10 protein-coding genes are annotated in these 14358 nt (G+C 59.9%); 3 read left to right on the forward strand and 7 right to left on the reverse strand.

Annotated elements, in window-relative coordinates; translation table 11 throughout:
• Positions 1-63 precede the first annotated feature (63 nt).
• Both PV407_RS28030 and PV407_RS28035 read right to left on the reverse strand, forming a co-directional pair.
• A complete protein-coding gene (locus PV407_RS28030) occupies positions 64-678 on the reverse strand; it encodes a PadR family transcriptional regulator (RefSeq protein WP_332093307.1) in 615 nt (204 codons plus the stop codon).
• 79 nt (positions 679-757) lie between these two features.
• Positions 758-2284 (reverse strand): MDR family MFS transporter, encoded by a 1527-nt coding sequence (locus tag PV407_RS28035; RefSeq protein WP_332093308.1) that lies wholly within the window; start codon positions 2282-2284, stop codon positions 758-760.
• 195 nt (positions 2285-2479) lie between these two features.
• Here PV407_RS28035 and PV407_RS28040 point away from each other — a divergent pair, with 195 nt between their 5' ends.
• The 3 genes from PV407_RS28040 to PV407_RS28050 all read left to right on the forward strand — a co-directional run bounded on the left by PV407_RS28040 (position 2480) and on the right by PV407_RS28050 (position 4860).
• On the forward strand, positions 2480-2866 hold the full coding sequence (locus tag PV407_RS28040; RefSeq protein ID WP_332093309.1) for a VOC family protein: 387 nt from the start codon (positions 2480-2482) through the stop codon (positions 2864-2866).
• Between the two features lie 48 nt (positions 2867-2914).
• Complete coding sequence (locus PV407_RS28045; RefSeq protein WP_332093310.1) at positions 2915-3817, forward strand: LysR family transcriptional regulator; 903 nt, start codon at positions 2915-2917, stop codon at positions 3815-3817.
• Between the two features lie 236 nt (positions 3818-4053).
• The gene (locus tag PV407_RS28050) at positions 4054-4860 is read left to right on the forward strand and encodes a histidinol-phosphatase (RefSeq protein WP_332093311.1); all 807 of its coding nucleotides are present in this window, start codon (positions 4054-4056) and stop codon (positions 4858-4860) included.
• Between the two features lie 135 nt (positions 4861-4995).
• On the opposite strand, the gene PV407_RS28055 is transcribed toward PV407_RS28050, so the two are convergent.
• The 5 genes from PV407_RS28055 to PV407_RS28075 form a co-directional block, all read right to left on the reverse strand.
• Positions 4996-6087: an NTTRR-F1 domain gene (locus tag PV407_RS28055; protein WP_332093312.1), complete on the reverse strand. Its 1092-nt coding sequence runs from the start codon at positions 6085-6087 to the stop codon at positions 4996-4998.
• 407 nt (positions 6088-6494) lie between these two features.
• Positions 6495-7754 carry a DegT/DnrJ/EryC1/StrS family aminotransferase gene (locus tag PV407_RS28060; RefSeq protein ID WP_332093313.1) on the reverse strand — a complete coding sequence of 420 codons (1260 nt, stop codon included), beginning with the start codon at positions 7752-7754 and terminating at the stop codon, positions 6495-6497.
• Between the two features lie 357 nt (positions 7755-8111).
• A complete protein-coding gene (locus PV407_RS28065; protein WP_332093314.1) occupies positions 8112-9245 on the reverse strand; it encodes an ROK family transcriptional regulator in 1134 nt (377 codons plus the stop codon).
• 127 nt (positions 9246-9372) lie between these two features.
• Entirely contained in the window at positions 9373-12573 is a 3201-nt protein-coding gene (locus tag PV407_RS28070) for an alpha-amylase family protein (RefSeq protein ID WP_332093315.1), read from the reverse strand.
• A 116-nt stretch (positions 12574-12689) separates the two neighbouring features.
• Positions 12690-14198: a sulfatase-like hydrolase/transferase gene (locus tag PV407_RS28075; RefSeq protein WP_332093316.1), complete on the reverse strand. Its 1509-nt coding sequence runs from the start codon at positions 14196-14198 to the stop codon at positions 12690-12692.
• Between the last annotated feature and the right edge of the window lie 160 nt (positions 14199-14358).

The raw sequence follows: 14358 nt of genomic DNA on the forward strand, positions 1-14358 counted from the left end.
AGACGGATTATGGCAAAAAAAAGAACGATCCGACTAGTCGAATCGTCCCGTTCCGTATATTGTTCATTCCGTCTTCGATGCGTCCCGGTTCGGCTCCGGCGTTTCCGGAACGCCTTCCGGCGGATATTCCTCGAGCGGGCTGCCGCGCTCGGGCAGCCGTCCGTCCTCCGCGTCGCGGATCAGTCTTTTCAGCCAGGCGGACGTGGTCATTCCGTGCTCGTATCCGCTGATCATCAGATGCAGCACGCCGCGCGGAACGATCGGGATATGCTCCTCGTACACCTGCTTCATGTGCTCGGTTCGGCGTTCGACCAGCTCCAGCTTGCGGCGCAGCACATCCGCGATTTTGCTCTTGTCGCCGTAATGGACGAACGGAAGCGCCGTATGCATCGGGTGATGATACGGCGCGTCCGCCTCCATCTGCTCGAGCAGCAGCTTCTGGAAGTTGTCTTTCCCCGCCTCGGTGATCCGGTAAATCGTCTTCTCGGGACGGTTCGCGTCGCGCACCACCTCGACCGGCTCGATCAGCGCGTCTTTTTTCAGCTGGTCGATCGCATAATAAAGCGAGCCTTCTTTCATTTTCATGAAACGGTGCATCTCGCGCTCGATCATTTTATGGCGTAATTCGTACGGGTGGCTGTCGCCCTCCATCAACAAACCGAGAATTACGAGTCTCATCGACACTTCACATCACCTGCGGCAAGTTTCTAAGGCTGACGGGCGTCCTCTCCCACGAAAAGGATGTCCATATTCTTAGTTATACGTGCGAAGGCGATGCCGGTTCCATTTTCGATTCGCGCTTGGCCGCCTCCATTTTCGCCCGGCCCATCAGCAGGATGAGGACGACGGCGATGACGACGAACAAGGTCGACCATTGGAACACGTAAGCGATCGAATCGGCCAGCGCGGCGATCAGCTTGTCGAGCACGGGGCCGGGGATGTTTTTCTTCACTTCGGGCTGCAGCAGCACTTGCGCGTTCGGAATTCGGTCCGCGAATGCCGGGTCGGCGATCGCCTTCATTCGATCGCGCAGCGCGTCGTTTTGCAGCGACCCGAATACGGTCACGCCGATCGCCGAGCCGATCGTCCGGAAAAAGCCGACCAGCGAGCTGACGACGCCTCTCCGGTTCGCCTCCACGCCGTGCAGCGAAGAGATCGACGTAATCGGGAACGCCACCCCGATCCCGAGACCCATCAGCACCATATACGACGTAATCACCCAGCGGGGCGTCGCGATATCGATCGTCCCGAGCAGCAGGACGGCGGTCAAAATGAGGACGGCCGAGCCGATCATAATGCTGCGGTACGACAGCTTGCCGATAAAACGGCCGCCGATGGCGCTGGAAGCGACGACGCCGAGCATCATCGGGGTCATGACCGTCCCCGAATTGGTCGCCGAGCCGCCGAACACGCCCTGGATGAACAGCGGGATATAGGAAGCGCCCGCGATCATGATGGCCCCGTACAGGAAGCTGATCCCCATGCTGGACGAAAACAGCCGTTTCCGGAACAGGCCGAGCGGAACGATCGGATCGGGAACCTTCGTCTCCGCGTACAGAAACAGCGCGAAAAAAACGGCGAAGGCGGCGAACAGCGAGACGATTTGCCACGAGCCCCAGCCATACTCTTTGCCGCCCAGCTCGAGCGCGAACATGACGGCGAGAACGGCGGCCGCCAGCGTGATCGTACCGATCCAGTCGATCCGCTGCTTGCGGTGGGCGAGCGATTCGTGATAGGCGCGAAGCAGCAGGAAAAACGAAACGACGCCGAGCGGCAGGTTGATGTAAAAGCACCAGCGCCAGTTTATATAATCGGTGAAATACGCCCCGGCCAGCGGCCCGAACACGCTCGATATGCCGAAGACAGCGCCGAACAAGCCCTGCATTTTGCCCCGCTTCTCCGGCGGGAAAATATCGAACACGATCGTGAACGTAATCGGCATGAGGGCGCCTCCGCCGATGCCCTGAATCGCCCGGTAGACGATGAGCTGCACCATCGAATCGGCCGTGCCGCACAGGGCGGAGCCGATCATGAAGACGGTCAGGCCGAGCAGGTAAAACAGTTTGCGTCCGTACATGTCGGACAGCTTGCCGAATATCGGCATCGCCGTAACGCTGGCGATCAAGTAGGCGGAATACACCCAGACGAATTTGTCGAGGCCGCCCAGCTCGCCCATGATCGTCGGCATCGCCGTCGAGACGATCGTCTGGTCGAGCGAAGCGAGCAAGAGGCCCAGCATCAGCCCGACGACGGTGAGCTTCATATTCGATTTGTGTACGTTCATCCGGTTTCATCCCTCATTTTTTGAACGAGAATGGAAATACACAAATTATTATATTCAAATTTGAGTAATTCGCAAGGAAATGTTTGCGCCGGGACTTTTCCTGCCGACATGATAAAGGTACAATAGATGAGACGATACGCGGAACAGTCTGCAGACTGATATCGGGCTCGACATTTCGGAAGGAGACGAGAAAAGATGGCCGTACGCAAAATCGAACACGTAGGCATCATGGTCACGAATATGGAACGATCGATCGCATTTTATCGGGATGTGATCGGCTTGGAGCTGATCGGCACGCTGGACCACGGCAACGGAACGGTCAAGCTTGCTTTTCTGGGCAGCCCGGACGCGAAGGAAACTCAGGTCGAGCTGATCGAGGGCTATGACGGAAAGCTGGCGGAGGAAGGGAAAGTGCATCATATCGCCTTCACCGTCGACGACTTGGACGCCGAGCTCGACCGCATCGGGAAGCAGGGCGTTACCTTTATCGACCCGGACGTCACGACGCTCCCGAACGGAGCGCGCTACCGGTTCTTTTACGGGCCGGACGGCGAATGGATCGAGTTTTTCCAGCCGGCGTGACGCCTTTCGCCGCCGCCGGCATCGACATGAATCGGAAAGGAGAATGCCGTGAACATCAATCAGTTGGAGACGCTGATCGCCATATCGAAAACGATGAGCTTCCGCAAGGCGGGCGAGCTGCTTAACTTGACGCAGCCGGCCGTCTCGGCGCAAATCAAAAGCCTCGAGGAAGAATTTCGGACCGTGCTGGTCGATCGGAATCAGCCGGTGACGCTCACGGACAGCGGCGTCATCTTTCTCGAGCACGCGGAACGCATTCTGCAAACCGTCGAAGATTTGAAGCAGAAGCTGGACGATTTGAACCATACGCCGCAAGGCCATATTCATCTCGGCACGACGACGTCGATCGCGATGCAAATATTGCCGCGCGTGCTTTCCTATTTTCAAAACCAATACCCGATGATCAAAACGACGATCCACTCGATGACGTCGTCGCAAATTATGACGAGCGTCGAAAACGGCTCGCTCGATATCGGAATCGGCTATTTGTTCGAAAAGCATCCCGGGTTGGAGACGTCGATTTTGTACTACGATACGTTCGAGCTGGTCGTATCGCCGGACCATCCGCTCGGCAGCCAGCGCCATACGACGGTCGAAGCGCTCAAGGACATCCCGTTCATCATGCTGTCGCCGGATACGGCCGGACGGCGGTTCGCCGATCAAGTGTTTCAAAAATTTAAAATCGAGCCGAGAGTCGTCATGGAGCTGTCGAGCAGCGAGGAAGTGAAGCGGATGGTCGAGCTCAACCTGGGCGCCGCGATCATCTCGAAGCTTTCGATCGCGAACGAAATCCGGCTCGGCACGCTCAAAATGATCCAGGTAAACGAGCTGGAGCTGACGCATCCGATCGGCGTCATTACGAAGGCGGGCAAATATATGAGCTCCGCCATGCAGCAGTTTTTGCGCGATTTGAAAGGGATGCCCGAATCGAACTTCATCGGCTCGGAATAACGTTTTTCGCCTTGCCGCGAGTGAACGCCGGGCCGCCTGGATACAATGAAAAACGGGAAGCTTCGGCTTATGCTTTCGAAGCTGGTTTGCCTTCGGCAAAACTCGGCTTATACTTTCGAAGCCGGCTTTGCTCCGCAAAGCTCAGCTTATGCTTTCGAAGCCAGCTTTGCTCCGCAAAGCTCAGCTTATGCTTTCGAAGCCAGCTTTGCTCCGCAAAGCTCTTAGGAGGACCCCCAATGAAATTCGACCTGCACACCCATCATTTTCGCTGCGGACACGCGGACGGCAATATCCGCGACTATATCGAGGCGGGGATCGCCCACGGGCTTCAAGTGATCGGCATTTCCGACCACTCGCCTTACTTCGCCGAGTCCGACGATCATCCGTGGCCGGGCATTGCGATGGCCAAAAGCGATTTCGGGCATTACGTCGACGAAGTGCTCAAGCTGAAGGACGAATATAAAGACCGGATCGAAGTGCTGCTCGGCATCGAATCGGATTTTTTCCCGGAGCATGCGGACGTCTACCGGAGCGTGTACGAGCAGTACCCGTTCGATTACATTATCGGCTCGGTCCACAAGTCGGACGGCATCAGCATTTTTAACAAAAAGCGCTGGAAAGGGATGCCGGACGCCGAAAAGGTGCGGCAAAAGGAAATGTATTACGATTTGATCCGGCAATCCGCCCGCAGCGGCATGTTTCAAATTCTCGGCCATATCGACGCGATGAAAGGCTATTTTCCGGCGTTTACGGACATTCCGACCGAGGCCGTCGAAGTCACGCTGCGCGTCATCGCGGAATGCGACATCGCCATCGAAATCAACACGTCCGGCAAAATGAAAGATTGCGGCGGCTGGTATCCGTCCGACGACATTCTCGAGCGAGCGCTTTATCACGGCGTCGCGGTAACGTTCGGCTCGGATTCCCACGTTCCGGACCGGGTGGGCGACGAATTCGATCAGGTTAGCCGGAGACTGAAGGAAATCGGCTTCAAGGAATGGGTCTTTTTCCGCCAAAAGCAGCGGTTCGCGGTGCCGCTGTAATATGTAACACAAATGAAATATCGCCGATACGCCGCCTTAACGTATTCGGGGTATGATAGCTGTCAAGACCCCCTTTTTCATATACATGTTGAAAGCCCCGCGTCCCGTTGACGCGGGGCCCTTTTTTTGGGGTACTCAGCTGATCAGGTTCAGCGTTAAAGTTGCATCGAAATAAAACATAGCTTCTTCTTCGAATTCGGGGATGACCTGGATATAATCGCCCGATGCCAGAGAAGCCAAAATCGTTTTCCCGGCCATCATGGTCGTAAAACCGATATCGGCATTCAAGTTTACATTGATTCTGGAACCGTCAAGAATGGTGTCGCCGTTTTTAACGATATTTATGACAACGGCTCCCGGATCCTCGTTTGCAATCGCGAGCTCTGCCGAAATTTCATAGACGCCGGGGATTGAAACGGTGATCCTTTCCATGCCTGTCGACGCATCCGGGACCGTATGAAGGAACGGACCTTCATCGGAAAATTCTATCGGGGTTCCTGCGACAATCGCTCTAGGAATCGAGTCCCCGTATAATGCCCCGTACGCCCGGGTCCCCCCGGAGCCTGTCGGTCCGGTTGCGCCGGTCGCTCCCGTGGCGCCGGTCGCTCCCGTGGCTCCCGCGCTGCCTGCCGTCCCCGTCGCACCCGTCGCTCCCGTTACACCTGTCGCTCCCGTCGCACCTGCCGCACCGGGCGCCCCCGTTGCTCCGGTAGCGCCTGTGCTGCCCGTCGCGCCTGTCGCTCCCGGCGTACCCGCGGCTTCCAGAAGCTGGACATCGTCCACGAACAGATCGGCCGAGCCTGCCGCCGGCTGCTTGCCGATAAACAGCTGCGCTTGCGTCGCGGCCGCCGGTACGGCCGTTGTCGTCAGCTGATAGGAGGTAAGCCAGTTCGAATTCGTGCTGTCCGGCAGCCGATTCGCGTAAAACGAATCGGTCAAGCCGAAGCCGAGAAAATGGAAGGAGGCGTCATAATAAGCGAGCGACACCGAAACGAGCGGACTCGGCGCCGCTCCGGAATCGGATAACGAAAGCAGCAGCTCGTACGTCGACCCGGGCGTCACCGGCACGAATTGCGAAATATAAGCGTTGACCGCCCCACCCTGCAGTCGGGCGCTGAAAAGACCGCTGTGGCTTGTTGCAGATACCGCACCGGCATTTAGCGCTGACCACGGTGCCAGCATCCCCGACTCGAAACCGCCGTTGACTACAAGGTTGTTGAAGGACATCACGGCTCACCTATCCTTTTAACCGATTTGCTTCTCCGGTATGATAGAATAGATTGTAAACATGGACAAAGCATATACCAGTATATGTCGCATCCATATTCTCGTGCGGGTGTTTCCCGAGGCGCAGCGTACCCAAATCGCCATACATGCAGCGCGCGTCGTCGCTTCCGCAGAAACCGCCAGGCGAAAGCTTGCCGGAGCAACTCTATCATTCAGCGGGGTGTCCTTCCTATGCCGGAGCCGACCGGCATCATAGCCGAGCGATCCCCAAGCAAAGTCCGCCGGAACTTTTGATGGCAAGCACCTCGTCTCTTGTTTTTGGTCTCGATGCGGCAACGGCGCTGTTCGTATGTACGTCGTTCGAGCGGCCGAACCCGAAGCGCCGCGATCCGGCCGCCGCAACGGCCTCAAAAAGCCGCGGCCGTTTTGCGAATCGCGTTGACGACGTCGTCGCGGTCTTGTTCCGTCATATGCTGGTGCAGCCCGATCGCGACGGCCCGTCCGAGCCAATCGAGCGTATTCGGGCACATATCCGGCGAGTATTGGACGTTTCCTTTGTAGCTCGCGCAGTTCCACGGCGTATCGCGCTCGGACGCTCCCCGCTTTTCCAGCACGTACGTCCAGTTTTTGTAAATGTGGCGGTCGGCGAAGCCGTTATTGCCGATCGTTCCGTTCGGAATGCCTTCGCGGGCCAACCGCTGCGAAAACCGCCGCGCCTGCTCGGACGTCGGCAAGTAAAAGACAAGGCTGTACGACACGTCGCCCTGCGGATCGGGAATCGACTGCAGCTTGAACTGCGGCAGGTCGGCGATGGCCGAAACGATCCACGACTTGATGCGCCGCAGCTTCGCAACGAGCGCCTCGATCCGCTTCGACTGGGCCAGCGCCAGCGCCGCGTTGATTTCGCTCAGCCGGTAATTTTCCCCCGGGAACGGCGGCTGCCGGATGTCGGCGTTCATGTCCCAGTACACGAAAGCGGAGTCGTGGTAAATGTTCGCGCGCGCGTAGAGCGTGTCGTCGTTCGTCACGAGCATGCCGCCCTCCCCCGCCGTCACCAGCTTATACTGCTGGAAGCTGAAGCAGCCGGCCCGGCCGAACGAGCCGAGCGGCCGTCCTTTGTACGAGCCTCCGTTCGCCTGCGCCACGTCTTCGATGACGATAATGCCGCGGCGGTCCGCGATCTCTATGATTTCGTCCATGCGGCAAGGCACGCCGCGCATATGGACGGGAATGACCGCCTTCGTGTACGGCGTTATCGCCGCCTCGAACGCCTTCGGGTCCATCGTCAGCGAATCGTCCGCCTCGACGATGACCGGCACCGCCCGGGCGATCAGCACGGCGGCCGCCGTGGCGATATACGTATAGGCCGGCACGATCACCTCGTCCCCCGGACCGACGCCCGCTCCGATCAGCGCCGAAACGAGCGCGGACGTTCCGGCATTGACGGCCAGCGCATGCTTCGCGCCGGTCCGTTCCCGGTACAGCCGCTCCAGCTTGAACGCCTCGGACTGCTCCTTGTCGGAGCCGAGGAAGCGGAACACTCTTTTTTTGTCCAGCACGGCGAGTACGAGCTCCTTCTCCGCTTCCCCGAACTCCTCGCTGCTGAGCAGGCCGAAATTCCACGGCTTCGTGCGTACGGGCGTATGATCGGTTTCGTGTTGCGTCATGGATAAGTCCCCTTTCCGTAACGGTTCGGCTAAGGGCCGATGCCGGATCGATTTCGCAAATTAAATAATAAGTGAAATTATATCGAAGTTAATCTTTCTATATAATTCACTAAGTAAAATATATTACGAAACCAACCGATTGTAAACCGGTTTTTTGCCCCCCGCGCACAAATTCAAGAACGATCCGAAATCCATGATTTCGCCGAAAAAAGAAGTCGAACCCGCCGGTTCGGGTCCAACGTCCAGTCCAATCTCCCGCTCTCCGCGGAACTCGGCTTGCCCGAAAAAATACGAAGACGCCCCCACTTCCGCCCGTAAGGCGGATTTGGAGACGTCTTTGCCCGGGATGAGAATCGCTTATGTTTCCAGCGAAGCGACGAACGAGGTGCCGGCCAGCGTCAACGCGCCCAGCAAGCCTTGCCGGTCGCCGAACGTCGTCCTGTCCAGCGCCATCGCGACGGTCGCGAACCGGTTCGCCCGCAGCAGCACGGTCCGCCGCACTTCCTCGAAAACGATCGGGAACCGGTCGAAGACGGGACCGCCCAAATAAATCGTTTGCGGATTGAACAAATTGACGACGTTGCTGAGCGCGATGCCGATCGCCTTGCCCGCTTCGATCAGGACGTCCAACGCGATTTTGTCGTTGATTCCGTACGCCTCCGCCAACGATGCCGCGCCGCCGCCCCGGCGCCGGTATTCGCCTTCGAGCATCGGATACGTGACGATATTTTCCAGGCAGCCGTAGTTGCCGCACCGGCATCTCGTCCCTTTCTCGTCGGCCGTAATGTGGCCGAGCAGACCGCCGACGTTGCCGGCCCCCCGCAGCGGCCGGCCGCTCGTGTAAATGCCCGCGACGACGCCGTATGCGACGTGGACGACGATAAAATCGGACTCGTCCTTCGCTTTGCCGGCCAGCTTTTCCGCGAACGCCATCGTTCGGCCGCTTTCCTCCAAATAGACGGGGCAGCCGAAACGGTCCGACAATGCGCCGACGATGTTCACGTCGTTCCACCGGTCCAAGTTCGGGATGTTCAAAATCGTTTGTCTCCCGATATCGACGATACCGGTTACGCCGACTCCGATCGCGTCGACGCTCGTCTCGCCGCACGCCTCCAGAAACGACCGGAGCTTGTCCGCCAGCTCCCGCAGCACGTCGTCTTTCCGTTCCAGCTCCTCCATCAAATATTGTTCGACGCGGATCAGCTCGTACCGGTAATCGGCCAGCGCGATTCGAAGCCGGTGTCCGCCGATGTCGACGCCGAGAAACTTGAATTTGCCCGGGTTCGGGTACAACAGCACTTCTTTGCGGCCCATGCCGGTGCCGACCCGCTCCCCTTCGCGAATGTAATCGTCCCGCCCCAGCCTGTGCGTTATTTTCGTAATCGAAGCTTGGGACAAGCCGGTTTTTTCCGCCAATGCTTTGCGGGATATGCCCCCGCTCTGCTGAATCGATGTCAGCACGACGATTTCCGAGGCGTTAAGCTGCGTCACAATACGTGCAATCCTTTCCCGTCATTTGTAGTATTGTAACACGATTAATTCACTTTGTTAAATAATTGGCCGGCAAAAAGCTCCCGCCGAACGATTCGACGGGAGCTTCGCTGCAAGCGGTATGTCGTTACTGCGTTTCGATCGTCACTTCGCCGGGCCGGTAAACGGCGACCGTCGCGCCTTCCCGGTCGGTCGCGAACAGCACCGAGCGTTCGCTGGCCAGCGTAAAGGCGTAGACACGCCCCGTCGCCGGATCTTTCACGCGGACGGCCGCGTTTCCGGAATACTCCGACACGAAAACGAACAGCGCGCCTTCGCGGAACGTCAGCTTGCGTCCGTAGACGCCGGGCAGATCGCCGCCGCGCTCCCACTCCAGCTCGGGCGCTATGCCGCACTCCGCCAGAACGTGTCCGTACAGCTCCCGCAGCGACTCGGTTCTGTCGTTCAGCTCGACGGGCAGTCCGGTCCACAGCAGCCGCCCGCGGCCGAGCTTCGCTTCCGTCAGTCCGGCCGGCTCGCCGTCGCCGGTCGGGGCCCCTTCCGGCGACAGCCGCACTTCTTTGCACAGCTCCGCGATTTTGCGCGCGCCGAACGACAGCGGGATCGTTTTGCCTCCGACGGCGATCGCTTCTTCGCGCAGCACGTTCGCCAGCCGGCGCGGGCCGAGCGGCTCCGTCAGCCGCGGCGTCGGCCGCCAATGCTCGTCCAGTCCCGCCGGGCCGGTCAGCAGCAGCGTTCCGCCCTTTTCGCGCACATGGCGGACCAGCTGCTCGAGCGCCCGATCGCTGAAATTATGCGCGCTCGGCACGACGATCAGCTTGGGCGGCCGATCGGCAAGCGCGCTCAGCTCATACTCGCCCACGGCGCGGAAGTGAGCGTTCAGCTCGTAGCAAAGCGTTCGCGTCAGGCGGCTCGTCGCCTCTACGGCCAGCCTCCGGTTCGACAAATCGTTGGAATACGGGTAGACGACGACGATCTCCTCCAGCTCGCGGCCTTCGAACAAATGGGCGACGGCGCCCATAAACCGGCCGAAATCGTAAGAAACGTTCGCCTCCGGCTTTTGCGTGCCGTCCGCGCGGAGCGCCCCGATGTTCGACTCGTTGACGTTGTTCATGTACATGTTCGTATGCCAAAGCCACTGAACGGCGCCCGCTCCGCCCGTCGAGAACGCGTACGCGTATTTGCGCTCCAATATGTTGCGCAGCTCCGTTTCCGTCCGCTTCGCCCGTCCGTCCGGCGTTTCCACGTACATGATGCCCGTTTCCTGGATCAAGTTCGGCTTGCCGGGCGTTTTGGCGAAAATGCCGTCCCATGCGAGCTGATCCATCAGCCACCACGAATGGTTCGTCGTATAGTCGACCGCGCTTTCGTACAGGAAAGGAGACGGCCGCTGCGCCCCGAGCGCTTCGTCCTGTCCGATCGTGACGAGCCGCCCCGGCGCGAGCGACCGGATCGTCCCGCCGAGCTCGTTCGCCCACCGGTTCAGCATGTCCATGCCGAACATCGAGTAGTCGAGCCAGCGCGTCCCTTTTTTGCCCGAATGCATGTCCTGAATGTCGAAATTGATCTCGGACGGCTCGGGCGGCTCAACCGCTTCGAAGTCCGGCAGCTGCGCCGGCGTGTACCCCCACCGCTCCTGCAGCTCGCGGATCGAGCCGTAACGGGCTTTCAGCCAGTCGGCAAACGCCTTCCTCTCGAAGCCGTCCCGGCTGCTCCGCGGCCCCTCGAAAATGCGCTTCGGATCGAACATCGAAGGCTCGTTGATCAAGTCCCAATGCACGTTCGTCGTCTCGCGGTGCCGCGAAACGATCGCCGCGACGAACCGCTTCTGCGCTTCCACGCTGCGCGGATCGAGATACGGGTTGACGCCTTCCCACGGCTCCGGCGTGAACGCGAAAAACGTAAACGTCACCTCGAGCCCGTGCCGCTTCGCCGTCAGCAGGAAGGCGTCGATCGCCCGCAGCGCCTCCTCCGACGGATGGCCGTCCTCGTACATGACGTTCCGGTAGCCGGTCCAAATGCCGGTGCGGATCAGGTTGATGCCCGCCCGCTTCATCTCCGCCATATCCCGGTTCCAGACGGCGACGTTCGGCAGGAAAACGAATTTCCGCGCCACGTCGGACGTCATGTACGTCATGCCGACGATCGGCAGCGGCTTGCCGTTTTTGCGGAAATAGTCGCGGTCGCACGTCAGCGGCTCGCCTTCGGCCAGCAGCCGGCGATCGAAGCCCCACAGCCCTTGGCGCAACAAACGCGCCTCGCCCTTGTCCGAGACGGCGGTCAGCTCGGCCAAGTAAAGCCCGGCTTCCGCCTCGAGCGGCACGTTGATCGGCATAACGGTAAGCTCGCGGGACCCGGTCAGCCCGAACGTATGCGTCCATCCTTCTTCGAACGCTTCGGCCGTCTGCCTGCCGATCCGGAACGTGCAGCTCCAGACTGCGTCTCGGTTCGGGTCCGCCGCTTCCGCTTCCTCTTCGCTCCGGCGCAAGCCGAAGGGCGCCTCGCCCCCGCTCCGCCGTACACCGCCGATATGCTGAAGCTGGAACTTGAACTTCGGCCGGTCCCCCGGATCGACGGACGCATGAACCGGCAGCAGCCACATCTCGGTGACGCCTCGCGAGCAAAAGTCCGCCCAGTCCAGGACGGCTTCCGCGCCCGCCCTCGCCCAGAAACGGGACGTCAGCCGCTGGTTGACGAGCAGCCAGCGCGCCCCGGCGAACGTCCCTTTCGCATGTTCGAGCAAAACGACGGGGGCCGCCGTTTCCCGACCGTCCGCGGACAAGCTTTTGACCAGCGGGTACAGACGCGCGTCCATCGGCCCCGCCGACCCGCTTTCGTGCGGAATGTCGCTGGATCGGGTGACGTGCATGATCAAGCCGTACGTCGGCTCCGCGGTCAGCGCCTCGACGTGCGCGGCGAACAACGGGATCTCGTCCGAATGGACGAGCCGCTTCGCCGGGGACGGATCGACCGGCAGCGCCTCGTGGATGAGCAGTTCGCGATGGTACGCCGTCTGCTCCGTCTCCGCGGCCCATTCGCCGTCGCCGTTCCGGTATACCGGAATGCGAAACGGGGCGCCTCCGGCGCTGACAAGCGCTCCGCCCCGCCGCAAATAGCCGACGATGGCGGGCCACGCCTCTTTCGGAAAATACGGTGCGTGCAAAGTCACGAAGCAGCCGCCGTCCGCCTCCCTCAGCGCTTCGGCCAACCGGCCCGCGTCCGCCACGGTCGCCGCCTCGGCCAGCCGCCCGAGCTGCGCCGCATCCGGGGCGTCCGAAGCGGTCGGAAATTGCGGGTCGAAAAATACGATCGTGCGGTTCAGGTTCATAAACCGTCTCCTTTCTTCCGGTCGTGCCGGCTGCGCTTCCCGCGCATCAAAGTTCGGGGGCTCCCCCATAAGAACCCGGAATACGCTTCGAAGCTTCTTGTCGCCTTCGGCGCCCTCTACATTCTCAGCCGCTTATACTGTCTGAGCAAGCCGTCGTCGTGCACGACCATCCAGTCGGCAAGCGACTGCCTCATGTCGGCCAGCGTTTCCCGGTACCGCCCGTCGTCGACCAAATTGACCATTTCGTGCGGATCCGCCGCCAAATCGTACAGCTCGTCTTTATCGCCGCAGTTGAACACATACTTGTAATGCGACTTGCGAAGCATGCGCTGGGTGAACATCGCCGCCTCGAGGCCGGCCCCTTCCGTTACGACGCAGTCCGGCCAGTTTTCGACCGGCTCGCCCGCCAGCATCGGCGCGAACGACCGTCCGTCCGTTCCTTCGGGGAGCGTGCCGACGCCGGCCAAATCGAGGATCGTCGCATGGATGTCGCACGTTCCGACGAAGCTCGTTTCCCTGCGCGCCTCCTGCATGCCGGCCGCCGGCTTGACGATCAGCGGAATGCGGCACGTTTCCTCGTACATGAAAAACGACTTGTCGCACAGCCCGCCGTGGATGCCGAGCGATTCCCCGTGATCGGCGGTGAAAATGATGACCGTATCGTCATACAAATCGTGCCGCTTCAAATAGTCCAGCAGCCTGCCGATCTGCTCGTCGATGCTGCTCATAAACGCGTAATAATGCTTGATATACGGTACGAAGTCGTCCCACTGCCGCGTATTGCCTTGTTTGATCCGATGAATGGACGGCTTGCCTTCGTTGTCGTCGTAAAAATTCGGCCACGGCTCGAGCTTTGCGTCCCGGTACAAGTCCAGGAAGCGCGTCGGCGCAATGTACGGCTCATGCGGCCCCCAGAAGTTGAGCGAGAAAAAGAACGGCTTGTCCCGCCGGCGAAACTCGTCGATATAATGAATGGCGCGCTCGGTCAAAAAGTATTCGACGGTCGATTCGACCGGCGACGTAAGCTCGGCGGCGTAATGCCATTCGAAATGGCCGGTCACCTTGTTTTCTTCCCGCCACGTCAAGCCGTTGTCCTGCAAATATTGCCTGAACTGCGGATACGTCATCCCTCCGCCGCCGTGTCCGGCGAAATCGTCGCCCTCGTAGCCGACGTCCGTAGGCAGCGAGCGGAAGCCGCCGGCGATATCGGGAAAGCGGATGTGGGCGAGATTGCCGCGCAGCCACTTGTCCATCTCCGGCCCGAAGCCGAGATGCCATTTGCCGGTATAGCCGATGCTGTACCGCTGGCGCTCCAGCTGACGGCTGAGCAGGCGGGGCGTGTCGGGCAGCTCCTGCACCATGCTGCCCATCCCGTAGCTGTTCGTCTGCATCCCGTGCTTGAACGGGTACAGCCCCGTCTGCATCGAAGCCCGGGCCGGGGTGCAAACCGGACAGCTCGCATACGCGTTTTCGAAAACGACGCTTTCCTCCGCGAGCCGATTCAAATGCGGAGTTTGGCAGACGGTCCCCCCGTAGCTTCGGAGCGTATCGACCCGCTGCTGGTCGGTCTGGATAAACAAAATGTTCGGACGGCGTTTCGTTTGCTCGGCTTGCTTCTGTGACATAGGTCGCTTCCTCCCCAATGGATTTCTAAAAATGCGTCCTCGAGTTCCCGCGATATTAGCGGACGTTCGGGACTCTTAATCGGGCAGCGCGGGTCGGAAGTCGAAAATAGAAGCCGTTGGGGGCTTCTATTTCGCTCCTTTTTCGGGCAGACGCTCGTTT

Source organism: Paenibacillus sp. GYB003, assembly GCF_036577625.1.
GTDB lineage: Bacteria > Bacillota > Bacilli > Paenibacillales > NBRC-103111 > Paenibacillus_AB.